The following is a 25,682-nucleotide window of genomic DNA, read 5'->3' as shown; positions in this document are numbered from 1 at the left end:
GGTGTAACGATTATGTAAAATGTGGATTTAGAAGAGTCTTAATTTTGGGGAGTATAAGATTATTTGTGTAAACCTCCATTTTGAGTAAAATAAACTCAAAGGAGGAGAATCATGGAAAAGAAAAGACTAATGTCCAAAGATGAGATCAGAAAGTTTATCAAAGACAATGATATCAAAGATATTGCAGGTATCGAAGAATCTCTAAAAAGGATGTTTTCATCGGTTATTGAAGAAATGCTTGAGGCTGAATTAGAGGACCAACTTGGATATACCAAATACGATTACAAGTCTAAGATGACGGATAATTCAAGAAATGGCAAATCGAAGAAAACGGTTATGTCGAAATACGGTGAAACTGAAATAGAAGTTCCACGAGACAGGAATTCCGATTTTGAACCTCAGGTTGTTAAGAAACGCCAAAGAGATATTTCTGGTATAGAAGACAGGATAATATCCATGTATGCTAATGGGATGACATTCTCCGAAATTGGGAATCAGATAGAGGATATTTACGGAGCGGAACTTTCAAATGAAACCTTATCGAGGATAACGGATAAGATAATACCGCTCATGGAAGAATGGAGAAACAGGCGGCTTGAAGAAGTATACGCCATAGTTTATCTTGACGGGATAAGGTATAATGTGCGGGAAAATGAACAGGTAATAAACAAGACGGTTTATTTTGCGGTAGGAATAGATTTAGGTGGACAAAAAGATGTTTTAGGTATGTGGATAGCAGAAACAGAAACATCCAAGTATTGGGCCAAGGTTTTAAGTGATTTACGAAATCGTGGTGTTAAAGACATTCTCATAATGACAACAGATGGACTTAGTGGGATGAAAGAAGCGGTTGAAGCGATTTATCCTGAAACTGAATTGCAGGGATGCGTCGTTCATGTCATAAGGAATGGAATGAAATACGTTTCGTACAAGGATTTAAAAGAGTTCTCCAAGGATACGAAGAGTATATATCAAGCGCCGACAGAAGAATCGGCACGAAAGGGATTAAACGCTTTGAAAGAAAAGTGGTCTGAGAAATATCCTTTAGCTGTGAATGTATGGGAAAAGAGTTTTGACAGGATATCCACGATGTATCAATTTACTCCTGAGATAAGGAAACTCATCTATACTACAAATCCGATAGAAAGTTTTAACATGCAATTGAGGAGGAAAACAAAGAACAGAGATGTTTTACCTAACGATACGGCTATATTCAAATTGCTTTATTTGGCAGTAGTTGAGATAAAGAAAAAATGGGTGATGAAGGTAAAAGACTGGAATCAAATTTTACAGCAATTAAAGGTACATTTTGGGGAAAGAGTGTCTAAATACTTATGAATACTGACAAAAATGGAGTTTACACAAAACTATTGACAGACCCTAATTTTGTCTTCCGCATAAGTATTATTCAGAGTTGCTAATGTACAATCAATATATCCTAAATGAGTGTCTTGATCATTAATGTGCTTCTTCTGCGCTTTAACCTCGTGAATCTTTAGCACTTTCTCAGAGTTTAAAGATATCGTCATGTGCCTTATCATGTTAGATAACCCTCTCTTTGACCAACTCCTACCCTTAAGCCTTTGCTTTACTTTTTTGACGTTGCTTTCGCATGAACCAAAATATCCCTTGTATTCAAAAGATTTGACCAGTTCTTCCTTTCTCCCTCCCAATCTTACAAGATGAAAAAGATCTATGAATCTATCCGTAAACCCCACATCACCCGCTGCCTTCTTCTCATCCTCTCCCATGTCAGAAGAGTAATAAATTATGCTCGAATATGATGAACGTGAATGTATCTGACCCGAAAAATATTTTGAAAACTCCCAAGGATATGAAATCACTATTTTCTTATTCACAAGTTCATTCCTCATCCTATCTCCATTCTTTCCTATCATCCTCTTTGAGTCATAAATTATTCCAACCTTTATCTCTTCCTTCCTTTCACTTCCTCTAACGGATATGAACATCCCATCCGATTCACTTCTAACCTCAGGTGTATTCCCCTGGTAAGTCGAGATTTCATCTTCATCTATCTTATTTAATTGAAGCCATTTCCATATGCTCATTGCAGATGCACCTGTAATTGAAGATACCTTCGAAAATGTCATCTCAGTTGCAAGCGCTATTGCTTTCTCTTTGACAGAGGAAGTGTAAATGTCTCTCGGCTTTATCTTAAGAAATTCAATCAAGGGCTTTATCTTCTCATTCTTGGCATTCTTAAGCACCCTATACGTAAAGGATATTTCGAGATAATGAGAATTAAAAAGCACTTTTATCTTCCTCTTCTTGGTCCTTAATACCTTGTATCCCTTTTCCAAATAAGCGGAACATAACTCCTCATCCAACTCTTTCATGACCGTGTCAAGAAATTCTTTTATTAGTTTTTCGAAGAATTCGTCCACATCTTTAAAATCATCTGGTAAAATTAGTGATGACATTTTGGATGTTGGCTTCCCTATCGGGAAGCCTTTTTCTCCCTCCTTTCATCTTCACACCCCTATATTATATACACACGAATGGTACTGTTTATTTCTAAAAATGTTATAATTGAAGCATGAATATAATTATAAAAAGATATTCTAACAGAAAACTTTACGATACCACAAATAAGTGTTTTACAACCTTAAACAATATCGCCAGAATGATAAATGCTGGCGATATTGTTAAAGTTATCGATAAAAACGGAGAAGACGTTACAGATCATGTAATTTCAACACTGATCCAAAAACATTTCGATCATAATAGACAACTTCTTGATATTTCAGGTGAATCGCCTCTTGATCTTATTAAGAATAAGATAAACATGATAAAGGTGAAAAGATCTCTTGAGGTCATATATGACCTTCTTAAACTTGCCTCGACCGATAGAGATATCTTAAATAAAATTGTCAATAAATTGACCGATGAAGGCGTTATAAATGCCGAGATAGCCATAGACGTTGAAAAAACATTGTATGATATTTTAAAAGAAAGGAATGTCAAAATAGAAAAAGCAATCGTTGAATCAGAGCAGAGAAAAATATGGAATGAACTTTTAAAGTTAACAGGTCTTCTCAGTTATGACGAACTTATAGTTTATATAAAATCAAAGGCAAGTGATAATATTGTAGATCCAAAAGAAGCGGCAAAATCTCTAAATTGGTCTTTAGAGCATTTCGAGAATGTAAGAGATAATCTTGTAAGAAAACACTTTTTAAACGTCAAACAAAAAGGCGGAATTGAATCATGGATATGGACGATCCCATAATACTCAATACCTTTTTTACCTTTTTCAAAAGGCTCTTTCGAGCCTTTTTAACACTCTTTAAGCAAGAATTCCCCCACTTCTATAAGTGGTGGGAGCATGTCACAATTGATCAAGTATTTTTTGACTCATCTTTGAACCTCAACAACAAACGCGTTTTACACACGTCTTCGGGTGGAAGATCGCCATTTTCCGAAAAATATGAGAAACAAAAACACTCGCGCGTGTGAAATTTCTTCTCCATGAGATCCACAAATTCCATAAAAGCAGAGATATTTTTGATTGCTTTTTCATCAAGATCATGCTCTATCTTGTGAGCGTCTTTTTCTGCAATTTCTTGAGGTAAATTAAGAATGTCTTTTAAAAATTCGTAAAGTACTTTGTGCCTTTTTTCTATTTGTGCTGCGAGTTCCATTCCTTTTCCCGTCAATTCAACGTACCCGTAATTTTCGTGGACGATGAGTCCCGCCTTCTCCATTTTTTTCAACATCACATTTACCGCAGGCATTTTCACCTTTCTTTTTTCGGCTATATCTTTTAACCTTACGACTTTCTTTTCATCGCTCAATTTCAATATATCCAAAAGATAATCTTGAAAATTGCTGCTCAAATCATTTATATTTTCCATTTTTCCCTCACAGACTCTTTAAGGCTATAAATCCAAAGATCAAAACAAATGAAAGACTTCCCCAGTAAAATGCTTTCCATTTTTTGTTGGATACGTATTCTCCCATGATCTTTTTGTTTGAAGAAATAACGCCTACCATTATTCCCGGACCTATGAGCACGAAAACAAAGACAACCATCAAATTAAGCATGAAATTTATAAGATCCGAACTGAAGATCATCGGAACAAAAACTGCCGGCAAACTTTCAAGAACATAGACTATCCACGCTTTATCCTTTGGAATGTTTGCCGCCTCCACAAATCCCCATGCACTTCCCAAAGATACAACCACAAGCGCAAGGAAGCCTGCGGCGGCGAGTCCTATACCGAATATGTAAGGAGAAAGAGGGCCGGCTATCGAAGAGAGTATCGTCGAGAGTTCTTTGGGTGACATGAGATTATCGGATGGATCGATACCGGTCGCAACCATTTCAACCACAACCATCAAAACCTCCGTGACTATTGCCCCTATCAAAGTTTCCTTTTTTGAAAGGGAAAGGGCCTTTCTTTTCAAATACGTCTCTCCCTCTTCACCTAAGTGTTCACGTGCGGACGAGACCTTTTCTCCCGCAGCCGAAGCCTGAAAAAAGAGCATAAAAGGCATTACCACGGCTCCAACGGTCACCGCAAGCATGAAGAAGAAAGAAGTTGACGGAAGTACGTAGATCGGTGAGTAAGGCTTAATTCCACGGAAAATCAACGTGATAACGAATGTCGTTATCAAAACGCCCGAGATTGCAAGCAATAATTTTTCGAATTGGGCGTATTTTCTTTTCGTTATAAGCAGGACGTGTAAAACAAAAACAACGGGCAAAGATATGAAAGGAGATATTCCAAAAATCTTAAGTCCTATCGCTATGCCCGCATATTCGGCGATGTAGGTTATAACGTCCGTTATAACCATAGGAATCGTAAGCGCAAGGGCAGTACTTTTTGAGTAATGCTTTCTTATCACCGTTCCGAGCCCCTGCTGGGTCACGACGCCTATTCTGCCCGCCGCTTCTTGAATGAAAAAAAGCGGAATTATAAGCAATAACATAAACCATATCAGTCCATATTTAAACGTTGCACCCACTTCGGCCGCGCTTATCGTGCTTGCGGCATCCATATCGGCCATCATGGTAAGCCATGCGGGACCGAAAAGGTGCATGTGATGACGGTGACGAAATCTGTGCTTAGAGGTTGATCGATCTGTGTTTTTGAGATATTCGTTCTGCAAGATCATCTATTCCTTTCAAATCTTCCTCCCTGCCGTCTCCTTTTATGAGTACAGGCGGTATCATCTCAACCTTCAAATTGCCCAGTAAACCTGAAAGTACATCGACCTCGCGTCCTCCCCAGTCGTAAGAACCTATTACGGATGCGAACTTTGCCTTCGGCCTTAACACATTTGCCAAATATGCGACGTAAGCGATCTTCGGATGGACCCCGCTAAGCATTGTCGGAGATGCAATAACTATCGTTGCCGCGTCTATTAAAGCCATTGCCATGTTGCCTATGTCTGCTGTTACGACGTCAAATGGCCTTGCATCGATTCCTTTCTCTTGGAGTTTTCTTACAAAACGATCGACGAACTTTTGAATGCTTCCGTGCATGGAAAGGTAAGGAATGACAACGGTGTTTTTGACGTCATCGGAAGACCAATCACTGTAGGCATCCGTTATCATCTTTGGATTTTGATAAATGCATCCATGGGATGGTGCTATTATCTCGAAGTCAAAATCTTTTATCTTTTGAAGATTTGATCTTATGGAGGTTCTGAACGGCACCATTATCTCCGAATAATACCTTTTGGCCGCCTCCATTACTTTACCTTCATTCGTTGCGAAAAGATCGTTTGTGGCTATGTGAGATCCAAAAAAATCGCATGTGAAAAGTATTTTATCCTCCTCAAGGTAAGTCGAAAAAGTCTCGGGCCAGTGAACCCACGGTGTGAAGATGAACTTTAAAGTTTTCCCGCCAATGTCTATTGTACCCATGTCTTCGATAACCAAAAATTTGTCTTCTGGCACCTTCACAAGTTCGGTCAAAAATTCCTTTCCTTTTTTGTTTGTGACAACTTCGGCCATGGGATACATCTTCAAAATTTCAGGAATGGATCCGGAATGATCCTGCTCGGAATGCTGGGATACGATGTAATCGATCCGGTGCAAATCCAAACTTTTCAAATCATCGATGAGTTCTTTTGTTTTTCTGGGATCCACGGTATCGATGAGTACGATCTTGTTCTTCCCTTTAACAACGTAAGCGTTGTAACTTGTGCCGTCGGGCAGAGGGATGAGTTCATCGAAAAGTGTTCTGTCCCAGTCGTTGGCCCTTAAAGAAAAAACGTCTTCTTTGATTTTTTGAACTGACATAACCATTCGCCTCCATAAAGTTATATTCATCAAACTTTCTTATCTCTGTTTAAGTATAGCATTGAATAACGATTTAAAGGTTTCTTTTTTTTGAAATTAATGTTTAATTCTGTTTTCCCATGTATCACGCGCTTATGTTACTGGCTCCAACATTTGCCCTTAGTTTTTGTTCCGTTCTATGCTAAATTACATTTCACTTTTAAAATTTGGTAAAAGATGATAACATAAATATACTCGTGTAGAATAATAAGTAAAGAGCCTTGAAACCCAAATCAGATTCTGTGTAGAAAGCTAGCTATATACTCGTGTAGAATAATAAGTAAAGAGCCTTGAAACCCAAATCAGATTCTGTGTAGAAAGCTAGCTATATACTCGTGTAGAATAATAAGTAAAGAGCCTTGAAACCCAAATCAGATTCTGTGTAGAAAGCTAGCTATATACTTAAGCCTCTGAGCTTGTGTTTAGATTTAGCTTCCTCCACAAACATGATTTAGAGTAATGACCTCAAAAGGTCGGACTTATAACGAGTGTATGAAAGGGAGGAATTTGTATGGTATATGTTGGTGTAGATATCTCTGCTGAGAAATTCGATGTCGCTTTTTACTATCCACAGAATGATAAGTATGTTGTCCTGACCTTTAGGCAGTCCCAAAACGGCTTTAACAAATTCTTGGACAAATTGAACAATCTTCATGACGATTTTTCAATTGCCATGGAATCGACTGGCACATATAGCAATAATCTCTTTCAATATCTCAAAGATTTAGGATTAAATGTTGTTCTACTTCATCCTTATGCTGTTAAGAATTACCTTAGATCTCGAAATCATTCCAAAACAGATACTCTTGATGCAAAGAATCTCGCTCTCGCTCTTTTTAGACTTGGAGATGATGCGATAGTCTCTTCACCAGTTCCGGATGAATTTGCCGCTTTGAAGAAACTTATAAGGTTCCGCACATCCCTTGTTCAAGAATATTCTAACATTCAAAAGCAACTCAGAAATATCCTTAGAACCAACATGCCTGAAATATTTGATTTCTTTAGCAGCGTTAATTCTGCTGGAATAATTGAACTACTCTCCACTTTCCCTTCTCGAAAGTCCATTCTTGAGAACAAGGATGAAGTTATTCAACTCCTTTCTTCTTTGAGAGGATGGTCTGAGGATAAGGCTAAATCCTTTGTCATGAAGTTAGAATCCTCAATAGGACTTACCGATTCTTTCGACGTGGACTCAACTATAATCTCCGCTTTGGTAGATAATCTTAAGAGACAGAAAGCATTAATCGAGAATGTTGACAAAGAGATAGAAAAGATATTTTCAACCTTCCCTCACAATCCAATCTCAACGATTCCTGGAATGGGAAGTATAACTGCGGCAACGATAATATCTGAAATAGGAGATATCCAACGATTCCCCACCAAAGAACAATTTGTTTCATTCATTGGACTTGATCCGGTCATTAAGCAAAGTGGAAATAGCATTCACTTTGGAGGGATATCCAGGAAGGGTAATTCATTCCTCAGAAAAATCTTTTATAACTTTGCTGTTAGGATTTTAAGAATAGTTCCAAAGTATAGAAACAAGTATGACCAGATGAAACAAAGAGGGAAGCATCCTAAAGTAATTCTTACTGCCATAGCAAGGAAGTTGGTTGAATTGACTTATTCGATATGGAAGAAAGGAGTTGATTTTAACCCATCTATGCCTTAACTTCAAAGACCTTTGATTCAAAAAATAAAATACTGTATAAATGTACACTATTGACTTTATTAGAGTATCTAAAGCAGGTTCAAAATCCGACCTGTGAATCAGAAAGTAATCTGTATAGAGCATGAAGAAAACGTAAATCAGCAATCGAACATTAAATTGGTGGATAAGATCATAGAAAACAGTTTTACGGACCTATGGATAAGGCGGAAACGGAAGTTATTTCTTGTGATGGACAACGCGAAATACAATCACGGGAAGTTATTCATAGAATATCTCAAACAGATAAGAAGCGAAAAAGGAATTAAGATAGAAGTGATATATTTGCCGCCTTACTCACCGAACCTGAATCTGATAGAAAGACTGTGGAAATATTCGAAAGATGCTCTATTGCAGGTCTATTATGAAAAGAAAGAGAAATTCAAATCAAAGATAAAGGAATTTTTTGAAGAAGAGGTAAAAGACAAACTGATAAAATTGGAATTGAAGACTTTCATAGGCACCAAATTTCAGATCATAAATGGTTAGAATTTGGTCGTGCTTTTATACCGGAGATTCGGAATTTAAACTTGGTTGAGTATAACAAGGTAAGAAGCCGAAGCGGCGGAGGCCGCTCGGCTTAGTTGGAGGAAGGAATGGTAAGGAGCTGTGGAATGGATAAGATTCCTTATGCGTACCTTACCCTGCATATACTTCGCGAATAATATATATATCTCTCTCCTGCCTATACATTATGCGTATATAACTTTCAGAACCTATTCCATATCTGACATGTCTAATAATTAAGTAGTTCTTCCTCATCCTTTCTTTGTCGGTCTAAGCAGATGTGACTCCCGCCGATACTTGTTATAACAGGGCCTTCGGGCCCTGTTTTGTGGTATAATCGTGTAAATCCGGGGTCTGTCAATAGTTTTGTGTAAACTCCATTTTTGTCAGTATTCATAAGTATTTAGACACTCTTTCCCCAAAATGTACCTTTAATTGCTGTAAAATTTGATTCCAGTCTTTTACCTTCATCACCCATTTTTTCTTTATCTCAACTACTGCCAAATAAAGCAATTTGAATATAGCCGTATCGTTAGGTAAAACATCTCTGTTCTTTGTTTTCCTCCTCAATTGCATGTTAAAACTTTCTATCGGATTTGTAGTATAGATGAGTTTCCTTATCTCAGGAGTAAATTGATACATCGTGGATATCCTGTCAAAACTCTTTTCCCATACATTCACAGCTAAAGGATATTTCTCAGACCACTTTTCTTTCAAAGCGTTTAATCCCTTTCGTGCCGATTCTTCTGTCGGCGCTTGATATATACTCTTCGTATCCTTGGAGAACTCTTTTAAATCCTTGTACGAAACGTATTTCATTCCATTCCTTATGACATGAACGACGCATCCCTGCAATTCAGTTTCAGGATAAATCGCTTCAACCGCTTCTTTCATCCCACTAAGTCCATCTGTTGTCATTATGAGAATGTCTTTAACACCACGATTTCGTAAATCACTTAAAACCTTGGCCCAATACTTGGATGTTTCTGTTTCTGCTATCCACATACCTAAAACATCTTTTTGTCCACCTAAATCTATTCCTACCGCAAAATAAACCGTCTTGTTTATTACCTGTTCATTTTCCCGCACATTATACCTTATCCCGTCAAGATAAACTATGGCGTATACTTCTTCAAGCCGCCTGTTTCTCCATTCTTCCATGAGCGGTATTATCTTATCCGTTATCCTCGATAAGGTTTCATTTGAAAGTTCCGCTCCGTAAATATCCTCTATCTGATTCCCAATTTCGGAGAATGTCATCCCATTAGCATACATGGATATTATCCTGTCTTCTATACCAGAAATATCTCTTTGGCGTTTCTTAACAACCTGAGGTTCAAAATCGGAATTCCTGTCTCGTGGAACTTCTATTTCAGTTTCACCGTATTTCGACATAACCGTTTTCTTCGATTTGCCATTTCTTGAATTATCCGTCATCTTAGACTTGTAATCGTATTTGGTATATCCAAGTTGGTCCTCTAATTCAGCCTCAAGCATTTCTTCAATAACCGATGAAAACATCCTTTTTAGAGATTCTTCGATACCTGCAATATCTTTGATATCATTGTCTTTGATAAACTTTCTGATCTCATCTTTGGACATTAGTCTTTTCTTTTCCATGATTCTCCTCCTTTGAGTTTATTTTACTCAAAATGGAGGTTTACACAAATAATCTTATACTCCCTAAATCCGTCATAATAATCCTTTATTCTCCCGCCTTATGGCGGGACTTTTGGAGATGATCCTGTGGCAAAAGTGTACGATATAAAGTCATTCGAATCCCATCTTATCTCAAGAGGGCTTGCAGAAAATTCGGTTAAGGCATTTGTATCCGACATACGACAATTTTTAGAATCAGATCTTGATCCTGAAAGTTTCTTAGAAGATCTCAAGCGGAAAGGATGCACCAATTCTACCCTGATGAGAAAGCGTGCCTCTTTGATAAACTACTACAAGTTCAAAGAGGAGCCTCTCAATCTCGCGCCAATAAGAGTTAACCAGCCGTTGCCATTTGTTCTAACCCAGCCGGAGGCAAAGGCTTTGTTAGAGGAGGCATCCAGAACGAGAAATTCCAAACGCGACAGATTGCTCATAGAGTTGATGTTGAGAGCGGGTCTGCGTCTTGGGGAGGTACTGGGTTTAGTCGGAGGAGATGTAGTCGAGGATAACGGGATAACGTTTATTATAGTAAGGCATACGAAGGGGAAGAAGGACAGAAGGATTCCGATTGTCGACAAAGGTCTTGTGAGGTTGCTAAGAGGATATGTTCGTGGGATTCCGGTCGAGGATAGGATCTTTGATATATCCCGAAGGCGTGTTGAATTGCTTGTAAAGGATCTTGCGAAGAGAGCCGGGATAAGAAAGCCGATACATCCACACACTCTAAGGCACACTGCTGCGACTTTGTATCTTAAAAATGGGACGAACATTGAAAGTATCCGGAGGATGTTAGGCCATGCGAGTTTGTCGACGACTCAGAAGTATTTGCAACTGACAGATGAAGAGGTTGCAAAAGATCTGTCGAGGGCGAACTGGTGATATAATCTTAGTGGGATAATCCCACTAAGGAGATGGTAAAAATGAACAAACAAGTAGTAATTCATGTTGATGGTAAGGGAAGATTAACTTTGCCTAAGAACATAAGGGAGATTGTAGGGATAAATCCGGGTGACAATTTATTTTTGCAATATGAACCGAAATCAAAAATGATCTTGCTATCCAAAGCTATTAACAGTCTTGATCTGTTGGCAAAAGATGCCATTAACGAGTACAAATTGGGAAACACTAAAAGTATTGATGAAATAAAACAAGAACTTTATAAATGAAAAATACGTTCGAAATTAGGTTGACAAGAAATGCAGAAAAAGATTTGATAGCATTAAAAGATCTTATGAATGAAGCCCTTGATGAACTAACAGTTCTAAAAGGCGATCCGTACAAAGGACACGCTTTAAAGGGTAGTATATACGGAGTTAGATCTCTTGAGTTTTCGATGAAAGGTACAGCCTAAGTTGAACGAAGAGCCAAAGGTTTGAAGAAAAAGCTTAAATAATTCGTGAAAAAGAGAAATAGTTCTTGAGCCTGAATCATTTTTGCAACTTATTGAAGTTAAAAATTGATACGGCATGCTCCGATCTAAGGTGATCTTAAGCCGCAGCATATTGTAAATGAAAAAGGCAGGATTGTAAAGAAAATACAAAAGATGTTGAAACGAAGGGCTCAAATCGATAAAGGCATACGATGAGACGAATAGATTCAATGTTTTTGCCAAAGAATTTCTGGTATTGACGAGATGAGGTGGATTTTGGGCTGGAAATGGACAGATCATGTTATTTCCCAAATGAAAGAACGCAATATTCAAGAGAATCTTATTGAACTAACTCTTGACAATCCAGATGAAATAGCAGTGGGAAATCGTGAAAGAAAAATTTATCAAAAGAAGTTTGAAGATAAACTGCTAAGAGTCATTGTTGATGGTGACAAGATAATAACCGCATATTTTACAAAGAAAATATCGAAATATCTTTCGAAAGGAGAGTCAAAATGAAAATAAATTATTCAAAAGAAGCAGATGCCATATATGTCAGATTTAGCGACAAAAAAATCGAAGATACCGATCAAATAAATGAAGACATCATAATTGATTATGATGAAGATGGAAAAGCGGTTGCAATAGAAATACTTAATGCATCAAGACAGGCGGATATGGGGAAGATAATCATAGAAGCAATTAACAAAAATGTGCTTGTCGGTCATGATAAATGTGAGATATCTCTTTAACTCAGCCATATTTTAACAAGTAAAGAATTTGTTGGATTTAGTAAGATAAAATTTCACTTCCTACTTCTAAAAATTACAAAAACTAACGCGGCTTTTAAGGCCGCGTTAGTATGATTAATTATTTTTCAATTTTCACAGTCCACGTTGTTGATACTGGAGTAAGGGTCTGTCAATAGTTTTGTGTAAACTCCATTTTTGTCAGTATTCATAAGTATTTAGACACTCTTTCCCCAAAATGTACCTTTAATTGCTGTAAAATTTGATTCCAGTCTTTTACCTTCATCACCCATTTTTTCTTTATCTCAACTACTGCCAAATAAAGCAATTTGAATATAGCCGTATCGTTAGGTAAAACATCTCTGTTCTTTGTTTTCCTCCTCAATTGCATGTTAAAACTTTCTATCGGATTTGTAGTATAGATGAGTTTCCTTATCTCAGGAGTAAATTGATACATCGTGGATATCCTGTCAAAACTCTTTTCCCATACATTCACAGCTAAAGGATATTTCTCAGACCACTTTTCTTTCAAAGCGTTTAATCCCTTTCGTGCCGATTCTTCTGTCGGCGCTTGATATATACTCTTCGTATCCTTGGAGAACTCTTTTAAATCCTTGTACGAAACGTATTTCATTCCATTCCTTATGACATGAACGACGCATCCCTGCAATTCAGTTTCAGGATAAATCGCTTCAACCGCTTCTTTCATCCCACTAAGTCCATCTGTTGTCATTATGAGAATGTCTTTAACACCACGATTTCGTAAATCACTTAAAACCTTGGCCCAATACTTGGATGTTTCTGTTTCTGCTATCCACATACCTAAAACATCTTTTTGTCCACCTAAATCTATTCCTACCGCAAAATAAACCGTCTTGTTTATTACCTGTTCATTTTCCCGCACATTATACCTTATCCCGTCAAGATAAACTATGGCGTATACTTCTTCAAGCCGCCTGTTTCTCCATTCTTCCATGAGCGGTATTATCTTATCCGTTATCCTCGATAAGGTTTCATTTGAAAGTTCCGCTCCGTAAATATCCTCTATCTGATTCCCAATTTCGGAGAATGTCATCCCATTAGCATACATGGATATTATCCTGTCTTCTATACCAGAAATATCTCTTTGGCGTTTCTTAACAACCTGAGGTTCAAAATCGGAATTCCTGTCTCGTGGAACTTCTATTTCAGTTTCACCGTATTTCGACATAACCGTTTTCTTCGATTTGCCATTTCTTGAATTATCCGTCATCTTAGACTTGTAATCGTATTTGGTATATCCAAGTTGGTCCTCTAATTCAGCCTCAAGCATTTCTTCAATAACCGATGAAAACATCCTTTTTAGAGATTCTTCGATACCTGCAATATCTTTGATATCATTGTCTTTGATAAACTTTCTGATCTCATCTTTGGACATTAGTCTTTTCTTTTCCATGATTCTCCTCCTTTGAGTTTATTTTACTCAAAATGGAGGTTTACACAAATAATCTTATACTCCCTATAATTATGTTTGGAGCCATTCTTCAAGATCCTAAATTCAATTTCAATTTACTTTTTTCTACAACGATGCTCAAGATAGTTTTATTTGAAATTTTTGCCTCACTGACCAGCATTACGATCTTTACTCATGGAATTTATCAGTATCTGCTTGACAAAACAAAACAAAGAACTATTTCCTATATGATAACCTTTGTCTTTATGGCAGTTTATAGTTTGTTAGGAATTGTATATTTTAACTTTCCATTATATGATAACAATGCTTTATTATCAGTTATTATTGCTTCAATTATACCTTGCTTTCTTATCTATCAATATGAATGGTCTGACTATTCTGTTTATTATGTCCTTATAGAATTGTTTTTGATATCCATTGCGGGTGGATTAGGAGGTCTAATTGGAATTAAATAGTGGACACAGGAAAAGAGATATTGTTTACTATTTTTTAATATTATTTTTGGCAATAGGAGCGATAGATCTTACAAGGCCATCACTTCTAAGAGATGGGGTTTTGAAGTATACATATATTTTAAAAGATGCAACGTCCCCAAAAGATATTTTTATGGCTTATATTTATTTTGCGCTGAGTTTAATTGTTGTAAGTTTTATCCATTTTGAATATTTCAAACACTCGGATTATCCTGCCATAAGAATAAAAGATTTATTCAAATATGAACTGAATGAAATCGGCTTTAAGATCAAAAAATTTAAGTTAACACCTGTTAGATGGAAGAGAGTGGCGCTTTTAATAATATTCCTGTACACTTCCTTAAAACTGTTATTTATATCTCTTTCCTTTAATGAACTAAAAATTTTTATATTAATGGTCCCTCTGACATTGGGAGAAGAAATATTTTACAGATACGCAATTTTTAAAGTTTTAAGGGAAATGCGTCTAAATGCATTTATGGTATACATAATTTCAGCCGCTATATTTTCATCAGGGCACTTTTATTATAACTCAGGCTATTCGCCATGGTTTTCTTTTATTTACAATTTCATATTTGGATTATTCTGTCAATATGCTTATGAAAATACAGGATGGTCGATATATACACCATGGATTCTACACCTTATTAATAACATCACATGACAGATTTGTTGATAACATGATCAGAATCATCTCCGAGTCTAAAAAGAGCGAGAGCGAGATTCTTTGCATCAAGAGTATCTGATTTGGAATTGAGATCTAAGATAGTTCTTAACAGCGTAAGGATGAAGTAGAACAACACATCACAAATTCTTGAAGGTATTTCACATTTAGCCCTGTGTTAAATTCACATAAGTTTGAAATGTTTGCCAATGATTGTATAACGAAAACAACACAAACACGACTAAAGTTTTTCAAACCTTTGCCGATAATTCATTTGAGGTGAGAATATGCTGGGGTAACACTTCATTTCGATTTTCCATTTGTTATCAAATCCAAATTGTATCTTAAAGTAATAACTCGAGAAAGAGAGAGAGAGAGAGAGAGAGCCAGAATTAATAGAAATAGTAGGCAATTCTGTCTTTGTTCCTCATGATGAATTTTTATACAGGATACATCTTCAGAATGGAGAATTCTGTTATCCAACAAATAACCACGGAATAGAAGTCATAAACAAAGTCCCATGGGCGAGTACTTCTAAATCATCTTCAAAAAATGCTTACATAGACAACATACAAATATCTAACACTTACCACAACAATTTCACATTTCCATACGAAAAATCAACGTTTTACAGAGGCGTGGATAATATGGTATCCACGCTTTGTGATATTCATGGAATTTTGGATACGGAAGTGTTTATTTTCTTATTTTTCAACAACAAACGGAATATAGTCCTTCTAAAGGAAAAAGTTGTATCAACGAAAGATATTCCAAAAAGTGGAAATAGAAAATCATATATCAAAATGTATGCAAGTTTCAAGTTTAACTCCTCGAAATTGATGGGAGGTGAAGATTATGTGCTTGAATACATCCTAAGTGGCAAAATTCTTGCCACAAGGAAGATTCATTTTGAAGAAGGTATATATGATTTTTCAAAATTACCAAGAAAATAATATAATTCTTAAGGAAGGAGTAGAGAAAGATGGGTTTAACAGTAACGGATACTCAAAATATCGGTCAAAATCAACTTTACAACATCACTCCTGCTGCTAATTCAACAACCGTGCCAAATTATAACGCGGTAAAAAAAGGAGGACCTTTAACAAATGCGATAGAAAATGGAGCAAAAGCAACTTACAACTTTGTGCAAGAACACGCAGATCCAGTTGAAGATGCTGTAAAAGCAGCATATAGATTTGGAAAGTATTCATCAGAACATGATCTAACTGATTTTTATGAAGGACTTGAAGCCTTGGCTGAAATGGGAGAATCTATAGGTATAGACTTGCTTAAATAAAGAATTTTTCATTCCCCTCTTCTACGTAGAAGAGGGGAAAATTCGAAAGGAGAGATTTTTGTGGATGATTTGAACAAAATAAATAAAAGTTTAAGTAGCATTAATTTTTCTGATATTGCATTACTTTGGATGGTAAGTTTTATTTTTATATATTTGGATTCAAGACAGCATAGTCTTTTTACAATAACATCTTTGACTTTGAAAAATTTTTTAGAGACTTATTCATATTCAATTATTTTAGGTATATTAGACACTTTATTGATTCTTTTTTTAGTAATAACATTTAAACTTAAATACTCGGGAAATTTATCTATTTTTTTTAAGGAGAAGGACAAGAATTATTTGTTTCAAGCGCTAAGGGACATCGGATTTAAAAGAGGAGAATTTTTAAAAAGATGGCCATTTTATTTTTCTATCATTTTAATCTTAGTTGTTGGGATACAAATATTCTCATCTATAAACAATAAAATAATTTACAGTTTTAGACCTTACATTTCTTTTATAGAAATAAACGTTTTTATATTCATAATGTTTTTAGGGAAAGCGGTTTTATTTTTTGCAATATTTGATTATTTTTTAGACATACTTAAATCACAAAAATTGGCTTATGTATATTCCGCTATTTTTCTGTTGATCACATACTTAGCAGTAAAAGTACTATTCAATGTAAATATAACAATTATGGGAATTTTGAGAGATTCTTTTGTTATTGCACCATGGATGATGATTATGTACTACTGGTCTGACAATTCGATCTATTATTCGTGGATATTAATGTCTATGATTCAAACGTTGGGAAACTTTTATTATGCGATTAAAATTGGCGTTGTTTAAGTACAGGTTATGAAGAAAACGATACGTGAGATTTTTTATTTCTTCTTTTTGGCTCTTATACAGATATTTTCGATAGTAGCCAATTACACGGCATTCGGGTTTAGAGATTTTTCGACATTTGAAAATGTACTTGTTGTATTTAACACAGTAGACCTTGTAAGGGATTACACGTATCTTGTGTTCATATTCATTCTTCTTTCAATGCTTATTTCATGGTACAGAACAGATAAAGAAAAAAAGATAAGATTCACCGGTGATTTCCTATATCTTTTGCAGGATGCAGGCTTTTTAAGATTTAAACCTAAAAAGAAACAGTTCAAAATATTTTTGATATTTTTAGCGTTATTCGTTTCAATGTACCTTTTCCGTTTACCGCACATAATATCTCTTGAAAATCTATTCAAAAATTTTATCTTTTGGATTCCATTGACATTGGAAGAAGAACTTATATTCAGGTACGGATTATTCAAACATTTGAGAGAAAAGAAAATAAATGCTTTAATTGTTTACATAATAGCATCTTTGATATTTGGAAGCGGGCATTTTTACAAAGACGGAATAAGTGGTCCATTTGAATCTTTAATACTTGGAACGATATACGGTTTATTTTTTCAATTTGCATATGAAAGCAGTGGATGGTCAATATATACAGGTTGGCTTTTGCACTTGGTGTCCAACGTTTTAACGATATATTATTAAATTTACGTGATGAAATTCATTGATAAAACATTAGACTTTATTCGAAATTGAATGAAATTTTGTAAGATAGTGAAGTGAATAGGAGGCTCAGATATAAGGGTATAGCAAACAAACTAAATTTGTTTCGTTCTTTTACATGTCTGTTACTGGAAGGAGTTCAGTTTTTACTGCCGGCATTTCAAAAGGTATATCCCACATTTCGCACATCTTTGATCAGAAATATACTCGTGTAGAATAATAGTTGAAGAACTTTGATTAAAAAAATAAAATACTGTATAACTGTACACTATTGATTTTATTAGAGTATCTTAAAGTATTCAGTTACCTGAATATCTCCAAGGCTAACTACGAAACTGCTGGTTAGGCATTATTTCGATGAGACTTCCACCCATTAGAGTTAACACAATTTCTCAGCCACACTAGTCAAAATCGCGGACAATCTATATTCCATAATAATCCACAACGGTAACATTATTGCTTTTTTGATTTATCATGTAAAGTTTTTTCATGGCAAAATTTATGACCAAAGAGTAAGGAGAGTATGAATCGGGTATAACGCTTATAACACGATCCGTTGATCCATCTATTACACTTACCGAATTGCTGTCCGTGTTTGCAACAAAGATAAGGTCGTCTTTTGGATCTATTACAACCGAACTGGGGTGTATTCCTACTGGAATTGTTTTTAACAATTCGTAAGTATTCGCGCTTATGACGCTGACGGTGTTATCTCCAGAGTTGGCGACATAAATTTTATCTTTGTCTGCGCAAACGCTAAGCGGTGCCTGTCCAACCGGTATGGTCGCAATTACATTATTCCCATCGATCACGCTAAGCGTGTTATCATAATTATTCACAACGTAGATCCTGTTTGTATCCTGATCAACGAATATACAGCATGGGTCATTTCCCACATTTATTCTGCCGATAATCGAGTTTGTCTTTAGGTCTATAACATCTACACGATTTCCATAATAAGCCGAATTGTAACTTTCGGTGACATATAAAGTATCCGTCTTTTGATCTATTCCTATTCCACCTGGGGCATAATTCAAAGGAATTGAACCTTCGAATCTGTTTTTAACAGTATTGTAAATCCCTATAGAATAAAAGGCCGTTGCACTTTCGTTGGCTATGTACATAAGCCCTGTGTCGGGATTTATCGCGAGCGCGGATGGATTTACCCCGACGGGGATATTTTGAAATACGTTCTCGAATGTGTCTTTTTGACCATTTATCACGACGATGCTGTTATCCAAATTGTCTGCGACGTAGACCATCCCGTTTTTGGGATCAAAAAAGCCGGCATCCGGAGATGTACCAACCGTTATTTCACTCAACTCTGGCCCTGTGTATGATCCAACAAAATCAACGTTGGTTTGAGAATTATCTAAAGTTACCTCCCGAGGGTCAAATTTCCACCATTTCAGATATGGTTCTATCTTTACTGTACCACTCGATTGAACGCTCCATGAGCCGTCCGTGTTCGAGAATGTAAATGGTTGACCGTTGACGAGGATGTTCACGCCCGGTATGGCATTTTGATTCGCATCGTCCACGTATCCGGAAATAGTGTAAGAAAATCCTAAAATTCCAATCAAGAAACATGAAAAGATCAAAAAGATTTTCCTCATATCGATTATCTCCTTTAGAGTAGGTCTTTTTCATTTGTGATGCTCCCCTAAAAAGATACGTTCAAAAGTAGAATCTTTTGTAAAATATTTTTGGGAGGTGCATCATGAAAGTTTCAAAGTTCTCAGTCGAAAAGATCATCCAGATTCTTACAGAGGCTAAAGTCACTTCTGTATCTGAAGTATGCAGAAAGTATCAAATCTCTTCTTCTACCTATTACAAATGGGTTCAAAAGTTCTCAGGGTTCTCTACCAACGATGCAAAACGTCTTCTCTTGCTCGAATCTGAAAACGCTGAACTCAAGAAATTGCTCGCTGAAAAAGAATTAGAAATCAATGCTCTCAGAGAATTCTCTAAAAACAACCTTTGAACCAGATCATCTCTTTCCTTGTCTCATTCGGCTTACCTATAACGCGTATTTCAAAAGATTTCAACCTGTCACGTTCCACCGTTTATCGTATCATCAAAGGTGATAACAAACATTACGACCCTTTGGAAGAGAAGATAAAAGATATCGCTTTGCGAAATCCTTCCTTCGGATACAGACGTATCTTCGCTCTTTTAAAACAAGATAAAGCATCAATCATAAGAAGGTATATCGTATTTATACATCTTGTGACCTTCAAAGACTTCTAAATGTATCAAGACGCATTCATACCCATCAGCGTTATTCTCAATTCACTCAGCCCTTGTTTCCAGGCCATGTTTGGTCTGCTGATTTCGTCGAGCGTATGGTAAGAAGAAGAAAGTTTAGAATCTTTGTCATCATAGATGATTTCTCAAAAAGAATCATATCTTATTACATGGACTTCTCCATTTCCGGTCAGAAAGTCCTTGAGGTCTTTGAAAACTCAATAAAACTCTTCTCAAGACCCAGAGTCTTTAGAACCGATAACGGCTCTGAATTCAGGAAAAATTTCAATCTCTTCCTTTCCAACAACAGAATCAAGCACGAGTTCATAGATAAAGGCAAGCCTTACCAGAATGGCTTCAGCGAAGGATTCAATTCCAGATTCAGCGACGAATGCCTCAAAGGAATTGATTTTGACCTTTTATCTATCGACGAGATAAAATCATCCATAACGGACTGGTTCAAATGGTATAATTATCAAAGACCACATAGTGCGATTGATTACGAAACACCTGTAAAATTCTATCTTAGGTCTTACTGAATTCGACTTTTGCAGGATCAGTTGATCCTGCAATGATACATTCATAAGTACAAGGTCTCTACTTTTGACTGTATCAACTTTGGGGGCATATCACATTTGTTCCCTCCTCTTCTTATTTCATGGTGCCGTAAAACCGCGAATGGCCTTTACCATATTCAGCCCTTCAACGGCAACATAGACTATATTCTTATTTTGATCCACACATATGCCCCATGGTCCTCTTCCAACATATATATTTTTTAAAATTGAATTGTTCTTTCCATTTATTACGCTGACTGTGTTACTTCCCCAGTTAGAAACGTAGATTATATCCGTACGGGTATCGACAGCTATGCCATCCGGATTATTTCCAACGTGCAGGGTTTTAATTACAGAATTATTTGTGCCATCTATTATGCTAAGAGTTCCATTCCCCCAGTTAGCAACATAAATCGTATTTGTGTATGGATTTACAGCAATAGTTCCCGGTTGTTCTCCAACTAATACATTTGATAATATTAATGAATTGGAATATCCTAAAGTCGAAAGTAATATTTTGCCACTTATTACACTGACTTTATTTTGTTTGAAATTGGTAACGTAAATTATATTTGTGATTGGATTTAATGCCACTCCATATGCTCCGCTAAGGCCGCTACTTATCTGTGCAGATGTTATAATGGAATTATCATTACCGTTTATTACGGTTACTGTATTGCCTATCGAATTAGTTACATATATAATATTCCTACCCGAATCTATGCTAACGCAGGCAGGATAATTTTCGGCAATCGACAAAGGTATGGTCGCAATCACAGAATTATTTGTACCATCTATTACGCTAATTGTGTTATCGTTAAAATTTACAACATAAATTCTGTTTGTTACAGGATTTACACCGATAGAAATAGGTGAAGAGCCAACAGTTATAACTGCTACTTCAGAGTAATTCTTACCGTTTATCACGCTGACAGTGTTATTTCCCCAGTCAGCAACGTAGATCATATCCGTTTTGGGATTTATACAAACACTATCCGGCCACTTGCCTACAGGAATATCTGCTATCGTTGAAGCAATTACAAAATTAGGCACTACAATCGTGATCATAATGAACCAGAATAAATATCTTCTCATATCATCATCTCCTTTGTACTTTATTTGCACATCCAGCCATTTTCTCAAATGACCGGATGCTTTGGGAAATAAGATTTAATCACTACCTTCTTCTTGGTCTTGATCCGCTCGCAACTCTGCTGGTGTAAGACCTTCAGAATTCATATATTCAGTATATTGTTCATCTAAATTATGTATCAAATCTCCATGTGCAGCTGAAGATTCAGCTGAATCGATAACATGATGATAAACATCACTTGTATTTGGCAATGAACTAGGTCCATCATTAGTGTTGAAATGAGAGCCATTTGTATTATTTGAAATTGAAATATTTCTTGGCGCAACCGTCGAATCTGAAGACGGCGTGATTCCATAATACTGAGTATTATTATTTCCAATCCCATTAATTTCATACATTCCAATCATCTCCTTGATTATAAAATATTTTTAGAAAAATCATATATCCAATCCTTGTACTCGATACTTCTTAGCACGAGTAATCTACCGTCTACGACGTATCCAAGCACATATTCGTCACCACCCTTCAGGTAAGATGAATTAAACTTGAATCTGTCGAATATTTGAACTTTAGGAGAGCGGTTTATAATGCGCTCTCTCATGAGTAACAATCTTTTATTTTTGTTTAAAAACAAAAACGTAAAAAGTGCGGGCTTATTTATGCCATAAACACAAAACAAGGTCGAGGCCATATTGTCTTGACCTTTGTAAAAGACTCTCTTTTCGTAAGGGAATTTCCAGTCTATGGGATATGTGTCCGATATCTGGACATTGTCAATCTTTACGTGGGAGTTTGAAGATATTTTTGTAGAAGCCCATGGGACTTTGTCTATAACTTTTATTCCGTGGTTGTTTGTGGGATAACAAAATTCTCCACTCTGAAGATATATCCTGTATAAAAATTCATCATGGGGAACAAAGACAGAATTGCCTACTATTTCTATTAATTCTGGCTCTCTCTCTCTCTCTCTCTTTCTCGAGTTATTACTTTAAGATACAATTTGGATTTGATAACAAATGGAAAATCGAAATGAAGTGTTACCCCTGCATTTTCTCACCTCAAATGAATTATCGGCAAAGGTTTGAAAAACTTTAGTCGTGTTTGTGTTGTTTTCATGATGTAACCACTAACAAACATTTTAAAATTATGTGAATTTAACATAGGGCTTTTAAGTTACTTTGCTTGACCTTATGCAAGGTGTTGTGTTGAATCTTCTACCATTTCATAAAAGTAATCTCTTCTAATAAGTTTTTCACCTTCTACATTCAAATTTTAGCATTTAAAATACCATAATGAATTTACAGTTTATGTGATAGATTAGAAGAAAATTTTTCAGCGAAACAAAGTGGAAGATATGATTTGAATGTCATACAATCAACGCCTATTTTTTATTCAAGTTTTATTATAGTAAAATAATATTAAAAACTAAAATATTCAGTATTATATATTAATTATATTATATTTTATGGTATAATATTGACGAAATAAATATCAAAATAAGGAGATTAAAAATGATAATATTGTTTGCTCATCAAAAAGGTGGCGTTGGAAAATCAACATTGGCTATTAACTATGCTTATGCTAACCAATGTGCCATTATTGACCTCGACAGTCAACATTCTTCCGTATTATTCAATCAATTAAGAACTTTAAATAAAAGAGAAACTATAGAATGTCTAACACCAACTAATATTGCGGAGATAGAGTCTGTTTTATCAATATATAAGGGGAGAACAGACAATCTTATAGTTATAGATTCTGGTGGTTATGACTCACAAATCAATAGATTTATCCTCGCAAAGGCAGATTTAATAATAACACCTGTGGGAATATCTCAAATAGAAATTTTTGGACTACAGAAATTCAGAAATATTTTAAAAGAAGCAAGTGATATTTTGGGCAGATTAATAAGCACCTGTGTTTTGATAAATAATGTTGATAGTAGATCACAAAAAAGAATAGAAGAACTTAAATTATACATCAAAAATAACCCTCAATATTTAAACTTACTTGACACAGTGATCCACAGCAGAAATGATTTTAAGGTAGCATATGAACATGGATTAACTGTTTTAGAATTAAAACCTCATAGTAAAGCTTCTAAAGAAATGCAACTGTTAATAACAGAAATAAATAGTTTAATACAATTTAAAACATATAAATAACAAGCATAATAATGCAAATATTTAGGAGGGCGAAATGGATATAGTAGAATTAAATGACTTAAATCCCCAAGACAAAAAAATTTCAGAATTTATCAAAAAAGCCGATATGGTTGACAAAATATCAAAAGGTAAAAAAATAGGCAGACCTAAAAAAACTGATGATGAAAAAGCTTCAGAACAAGTTTTTATAAACCTCAACAAAAAGCAAAAAGAGTCTCTAGAAAATTATGCCAAAAAATTAGGGCTATCTATTTCTGCAACAATAAAAATGATTCTGATAAAAGATGGCATTATTTGAATGGGTCTGCTAAAATATATGTTCTTTTGATCTATCAAATTTTAAAAATTTTTCTCAGTTTGCTCTCTCTAACATATCAAGGACCAGCATTAATAAATTGAGTATTTGTTGTAATTTAGGCGCTTGAATTTTACTTTTATTTATTTCTGTTTTTAAGTCCTTCAATTTGCTCTATGTATTGTTCTTTTTGCTGCTCTATAATTTGAGCAGCGTTTTGTTCAAGACGATTTTTTAAATCAGATATCCTGTTCCTCAATTCTTCACTTTCTCCAATTATCTTTTCAGTTATAAGTCTTTCTATTGCAAAATCCAATGCCATATCGCGTAACCCAGGCTCTTGGGCTAATGCTTTAGGCATAAATTCATTTCGAAGTTGTTCTTGCTGTTCTTTAGTTAATGAATTCATATATGACTTATAAATTCTCTTCTCTTCAGCAAAAATATGAGAATCGATATCATGCTTTAATTTTTTCTCAAGTTGTTCAAGTTCGCTTTGCATACGCTTTGTCAGCTGCTCAATTTTAATTTTATCTTCCAATTCTGATTTTTCAAAATTGGCATAATCATTGTCGACGGCTTTCTTCAAATAGGCAAGATAATTCTTTGTGTTATGATTATTTGTATAATCAATTTGCTTGGCTATATACTCTTTATCGTGATTCTGTAAAAGTTCCGAGATAAGTTTTTCAGCATTTTTAGTTCTTTCATTTTTTGGCAACAACAAGATAAGTTCTCCTATAGTTCTTTCATTATCATTTATTGATTCAACTACTTCCTGTTCTGGAGATTGAAATTCAGAAGGGTCTGAACCAACTTGAGCGGTAGTTCCTTCCTGTTCTTTAGCCTTTACGTAAGAAGTTTCCAAAGCAGAGATTGCTTTGATTTTATTTTTCAAAATGAATTTTATTTTAGTAAATTTATGCCCTTCTTTCACGGCTATCCAATCAAAAGCCATAGGTGTATTTTCAAGTTCACGTTGAGCTATATCTAAAACGTATCTTCTAAATTCGATAAATTGTTTTAACTCTTTCTCTTCTATACCAAGTTTTAATCTCAAATCAATAATATCAAAAAGCCTTTCACCTAAAATAGCATATTGTTTAAGCAACTGATAAATTCTTATAGAATACTTTGATTTAAAAGGTTTAAATTCTTTCAGCTGAAATTTAGTAAACTCTTGTTTTATCTTTAGCAAAAAGGGTTTTATCTTCTGATTAAATTCTACGTATAGAACTCCATCTTCGTACTCCATCACAGAGAATAAAGGGTACTCTACCCATTTTTTTCTTGACTTATCTTCAATAAATAAAGTTTTTTTTACCAAACGACGTGCTATTGTTTTAACGTCATCATATATGTTTTTACTTTGAATGTTTAGAATACTTTTTAAAGCATTAGCATTGATAAAATATTTCTTAAGTTCTTCATCATCTTGTCCTATTAAAGATACCAAAGCAAGAAATAACTTTTGTTCATTAAGAGACATAACATATCGTGCTTCAACTATAGCATTATCTAAAACCACTATGTTCTTATCTTCAACTTTTGTAACTTTATGCAATGTTTCATCGTTATATTCCAT

General features: G+C 35.3%; 29 protein-coding genes. 19 read left to right on the top strand and 10 right to left on the bottom strand.

What is annotated here, in order from left to right:
* Positions 1 to 111 precede the first annotated feature (111 nt).
* On the top strand, positions 112 to 1,338 hold the full coding sequence (locus ATHSA_RS10005; protein ID WP_232060069.1) for an IS256 family transposase: 1,227 nt from the start codon (positions 112 to 114) through the stop codon (positions 1,336 to 1,338).
* Positions 1,339 to 1,367: 29 nt separating this feature from the next.
* On the opposite strand, the gene ATHSA_RS10000 is transcribed toward ATHSA_RS10005, so the two are convergent.
* Complete coding sequence (locus ATHSA_RS10000) at positions 1,368 to 2,441, bottom strand: hypothetical protein (protein ID WP_161849065.1); 1,074 nt, start codon at positions 2,439 to 2,441, stop codon at positions 1,368 to 1,370.
* A 116-nt stretch (positions 2,442 to 2,557) separates the two neighbouring features.
* On the opposite strand from ATHSA_RS10000, the gene ATHSA_RS09995 reads away from it, so the two are divergent.
* On the top strand, positions 2,558 to 3,250 hold the full coding sequence (locus ATHSA_RS09995) for a polyhydroxyalkanoate synthesis regulator DNA-binding domain-containing protein (RefSeq protein ID WP_161849064.1): 693 nt from the start codon (positions 2,558 to 2,560) through the stop codon (positions 3,248 to 3,250).
* Between the two features lie 109 nt (positions 3,251 to 3,359).
* Here ATHSA_RS09995 and ATHSA_RS09990 read toward each other — a convergent pair whose 3' ends face one another.
* The 3 genes from ATHSA_RS09990 to ATHSA_RS09980 are packed head-to-tail and all read right to left on the bottom strand — an operon-like array spanning position 3,360 to position 6,271.
* Complete coding sequence (locus ATHSA_RS09990) at positions 3,360 to 3,875, bottom strand: metal-dependent transcriptional regulator (RefSeq protein ID WP_161849063.1); 516 nt, start codon at positions 3,873 to 3,875, stop codon at positions 3,360 to 3,362.
* Positions 3,876 to 3,882: 7 nt separating this feature from the next.
* Entirely contained in the window at positions 3,883 to 5,139 is a 1,257-nt protein-coding gene (locus ATHSA_RS09985; protein ID WP_232060168.1) for an NRAMP family divalent metal transporter, read from the bottom strand.
* Entirely contained in the window at positions 5,090 to 6,271 is a 1,182-nt protein-coding gene (locus ATHSA_RS09980) for an FprA family A-type flavoprotein (protein WP_161849062.1), read from the bottom strand. The genes ATHSA_RS09985 and ATHSA_RS09980 overlap by 50 nt, the downstream gene beginning before the upstream one ends.
* Before the next feature lie 550 nt (positions 6,272 to 6,821).
* Here ATHSA_RS09980 and ATHSA_RS09975 point away from each other — a divergent pair.
* The gene (locus ATHSA_RS09975) at positions 6,822 to 7,982 is read left to right on the top strand and encodes an IS110 family RNA-guided transposase (RefSeq protein ID WP_161849061.1); all 1,161 of its coding nucleotides are present in this window, start codon (positions 6,822 to 6,824) and stop codon (positions 7,980 to 7,982) included.
* A 93-nt stretch (positions 7,983 to 8,075) separates the two neighbouring features.
* Positions 8,076 to 8,507: a transposase gene (locus ATHSA_RS09970; RefSeq protein ID WP_161849060.1), complete on the top strand. Its 432-nt coding sequence runs from the start codon at positions 8,076 to 8,078 to the stop codon at positions 8,505 to 8,507.
* Between the two features lie 411 nt (positions 8,508 to 8,918).
* On the opposite strand, the gene ATHSA_RS09965 is transcribed toward ATHSA_RS09970, so the two are convergent.
* Complete coding sequence (locus tag ATHSA_RS09965) at positions 8,919 to 10,145, bottom strand: IS256 family transposase (protein ID WP_232060069.1); 1,227 nt, start codon at positions 10,143 to 10,145, stop codon at positions 8,919 to 8,921.
* A 126-nt stretch (positions 10,146 to 10,271) separates the two neighbouring features.
* On the opposite strand from ATHSA_RS09965, the gene ATHSA_RS09960 reads away from it, so the two are divergent.
* From ATHSA_RS09960 to ATHSA_RS09940, 5 genes are all read left to right on the top strand, one after another.
* Positions 10,272 to 11,063 (top strand): tyrosine-type recombinase/integrase, encoded by a 792-nt coding sequence (locus ATHSA_RS09960; protein WP_161849059.1) that lies wholly within the window; start codon positions 10,272 to 10,274, stop codon positions 11,061 to 11,063.
* Positions 11,064 to 11,104: 41 nt separating this feature from the next.
* Positions 11,105 to 11,350 carry an AbrB/MazE/SpoVT family DNA-binding domain-containing protein gene (locus tag ATHSA_RS09955; RefSeq protein WP_161849058.1) on the top strand — a complete coding sequence of 82 codons (246 nt, stop codon included), beginning with the start codon at positions 11,105 to 11,107 and terminating at the stop codon, positions 11,348 to 11,350.
* A complete protein-coding gene (locus tag ATHSA_RS09950) occupies positions 11,347 to 11,535 on the top strand; it encodes a hypothetical protein (RefSeq protein WP_161849057.1) in 189 nt (62 codons plus the stop codon). The genes ATHSA_RS09955 and ATHSA_RS09950 overlap by 4 nt, the downstream gene beginning before the upstream one ends.
* Positions 11,536 to 11,817: 282 nt before the next feature.
* Positions 11,818 to 12,072 (top strand): DUF4258 domain-containing protein, encoded by a 255-nt coding sequence (locus tag ATHSA_RS09945; protein ID WP_269473951.1) that lies wholly within the window; start codon positions 11,818 to 11,820, stop codon positions 12,070 to 12,072.
* Positions 12,069 to 12,305 carry a DUF2283 domain-containing protein gene (locus tag ATHSA_RS09940; RefSeq protein ID WP_161849055.1) on the top strand — a complete coding sequence of 79 codons (237 nt, stop codon included), beginning with the start codon at positions 12,069 to 12,071 and terminating at the stop codon, positions 12,303 to 12,305. The genes ATHSA_RS09945 and ATHSA_RS09940 overlap by 4 nt, the downstream gene beginning before the upstream one ends.
* Before the next feature lie 205 nt (positions 12,306 to 12,510).
* Here ATHSA_RS09940 and ATHSA_RS09935 read toward each other — a convergent pair whose 3' ends face one another.
* On the bottom strand, positions 12,511 to 13,737 hold the full coding sequence (locus tag ATHSA_RS09935; protein WP_232060069.1) for an IS256 family transposase: 1,227 nt from the start codon (positions 13,735 to 13,737) through the stop codon (positions 12,511 to 12,513).
* A 459-nt stretch (positions 13,738 to 14,196) separates the two neighbouring features.
* On the opposite strand from ATHSA_RS09935, the gene ATHSA_RS09930 reads away from it, so the two are divergent.
* The 5 genes from ATHSA_RS09930 (at position 14,197) to ATHSA_RS09910 (ending at position 17,722) form a co-directional block, all read left to right on the top strand.
* Positions 14,197 to 14,892, top strand: a complete 696-nt coding sequence (locus tag ATHSA_RS09930) for a CPBP family intramembrane glutamic endopeptidase (RefSeq protein ID WP_161849054.1) — start codon at positions 14,197 to 14,199, stop codon at positions 14,890 to 14,892.
* Between the two features lie 692 nt (positions 14,893 to 15,584).
* Complete coding sequence (locus ATHSA_RS09925; RefSeq protein ID WP_232060166.1) at positions 15,585 to 15,845, top strand: hypothetical protein; 261 nt, start codon at positions 15,585 to 15,587, stop codon at positions 15,843 to 15,845.
* 29 nt (positions 15,846 to 15,874) lie between these two features.
* Positions 15,875 to 16,189, top strand: a complete 315-nt coding sequence (locus ATHSA_RS09920; RefSeq protein WP_161849052.1) for a hypothetical protein — start codon at positions 15,875 to 15,877, stop codon at positions 16,187 to 16,189.
* A 60-nt stretch (positions 16,190 to 16,249) separates the two neighbouring features.
* On the top strand, positions 16,250 to 17,023 hold the full coding sequence (locus ATHSA_RS09915) for a hypothetical protein (RefSeq protein ID WP_161849051.1): 774 nt from the start codon (positions 16,250 to 16,252) through the stop codon (positions 17,021 to 17,023).
* A gap of 9 nt (positions 17,024 to 17,032) precedes the next feature.
* Positions 17,033 to 17,722, top strand: coding sequence for a CPBP family intramembrane glutamic endopeptidase (locus tag ATHSA_RS09910; protein WP_161849050.1), 690 nt, complete (start codon positions 17,033 to 17,035; stop codon positions 17,720 to 17,722).
* 440 nt (positions 17,723 to 18,162) lie between these two features.
* Here the strand turns inward: ATHSA_RS09910 and ATHSA_RS09905 are convergent, their stop codons facing one another.
* On the bottom strand, positions 18,163 to 19,356 hold the full coding sequence (locus ATHSA_RS09905; RefSeq protein WP_161849049.1) for a YncE family protein: 1,194 nt from the start codon (positions 19,354 to 19,356) through the stop codon (positions 18,163 to 18,165).
* A gap of 104 nt (positions 19,357 to 19,460) precedes the next feature.
* Here ATHSA_RS09905 and ATHSA_RS09900 point away from each other — a divergent pair, with 104 nt between their 5' ends.
* From ATHSA_RS09900 to ATHSA_RS09890, 3 genes are read left to right on the top strand one after another with little or no spacing between them, the layout of a single operon-like run.
* Complete coding sequence (locus ATHSA_RS09900) at positions 19,461 to 19,724, top strand: transposase (RefSeq protein ID WP_161849048.1); 264 nt, start codon at positions 19,461 to 19,463, stop codon at positions 19,722 to 19,724.
* A complete protein-coding gene (locus ATHSA_RS10310; protein ID WP_161849047.1) occupies positions 19,721 to 19,990 on the top strand; it encodes a helix-turn-helix domain-containing protein in 270 nt (89 codons plus the stop codon). Before ATHSA_RS09900 ends, ATHSA_RS10310 begins: the two co-directional genes overlap by 4 nt.
* Positions 19,991 to 20,043: 53 nt before the next feature.
* Positions 20,044 to 20,526, top strand: a complete 483-nt coding sequence (locus ATHSA_RS09890; RefSeq protein ID WP_269473950.1) for an integrase core domain-containing protein — start codon at positions 20,044 to 20,046, stop codon at positions 20,524 to 20,526.
* A gap of 117 nt (positions 20,527 to 20,643) precedes the next feature.
* On the opposite strand, the gene ATHSA_RS10170 is transcribed toward ATHSA_RS09890, so the two are convergent.
* Together ATHSA_RS10170 and ATHSA_RS09880 are read right to left on the bottom strand one after the other, a co-directional pair.
* Positions 20,644 to 21,639 (bottom strand): YncE family protein, encoded by a 996-nt coding sequence (locus ATHSA_RS10170; protein ID WP_232060165.1) that lies wholly within the window; start codon positions 21,637 to 21,639, stop codon positions 20,644 to 20,646.
* Between the two features lie 75 nt (positions 21,640 to 21,714).
* Complete coding sequence (locus tag ATHSA_RS09880) at positions 21,715 to 22,035, bottom strand: hypothetical protein (protein ID WP_161849044.1); 321 nt, start codon at positions 22,033 to 22,035, stop codon at positions 21,715 to 21,717.
* Between the two features lie 1,113 nt (positions 22,036 to 23,148).
* On the opposite strand from ATHSA_RS09880, the gene ATHSA_RS09875 reads away from it, so the two are divergent.
* The gene (locus ATHSA_RS09875; RefSeq protein ID WP_161849043.1) at positions 23,149 to 23,802 is read left to right on the top strand and encodes a ParA family protein; all 654 of its coding nucleotides are present in this window, start codon (positions 23,149 to 23,151) and stop codon (positions 23,800 to 23,802) included.
* Positions 23,803 to 23,836: 34 nt separating this feature from the next.
* Positions 23,837 to 24,100 carry a hypothetical protein gene (locus tag ATHSA_RS09870; protein WP_161849042.1) on the top strand — a complete coding sequence of 88 codons (264 nt, stop codon included), beginning with the start codon at positions 23,837 to 23,839 and terminating at the stop codon, positions 24,098 to 24,100.
* A 136-nt stretch (positions 24,101 to 24,236) separates the two neighbouring features.
* On the opposite strand, the gene ATHSA_RS09865 is transcribed toward ATHSA_RS09870, so the two are convergent.
* The gene (locus ATHSA_RS09865; RefSeq protein ID WP_179956271.1) at positions 24,237 to 25,682 is read right to left on the bottom strand and encodes a replication initiation protein; all 1,446 of its coding nucleotides are present in this window, start codon (positions 25,680 to 25,682) and stop codon (positions 24,237 to 24,239) included.

This window comes from Athalassotoga saccharophila (assembly GCF_009936215.1).
Lineage (GTDB): Bacteria > Thermotogota > Thermotogae > Mesoaciditogales > Mesoaciditogaceae > Athalassotoga > Athalassotoga saccharophila.
The sequence above is the reverse complement of the archived record's forward strand: the minus strand, read 5'-3'. Positions and strand labels throughout refer to the sequence as shown.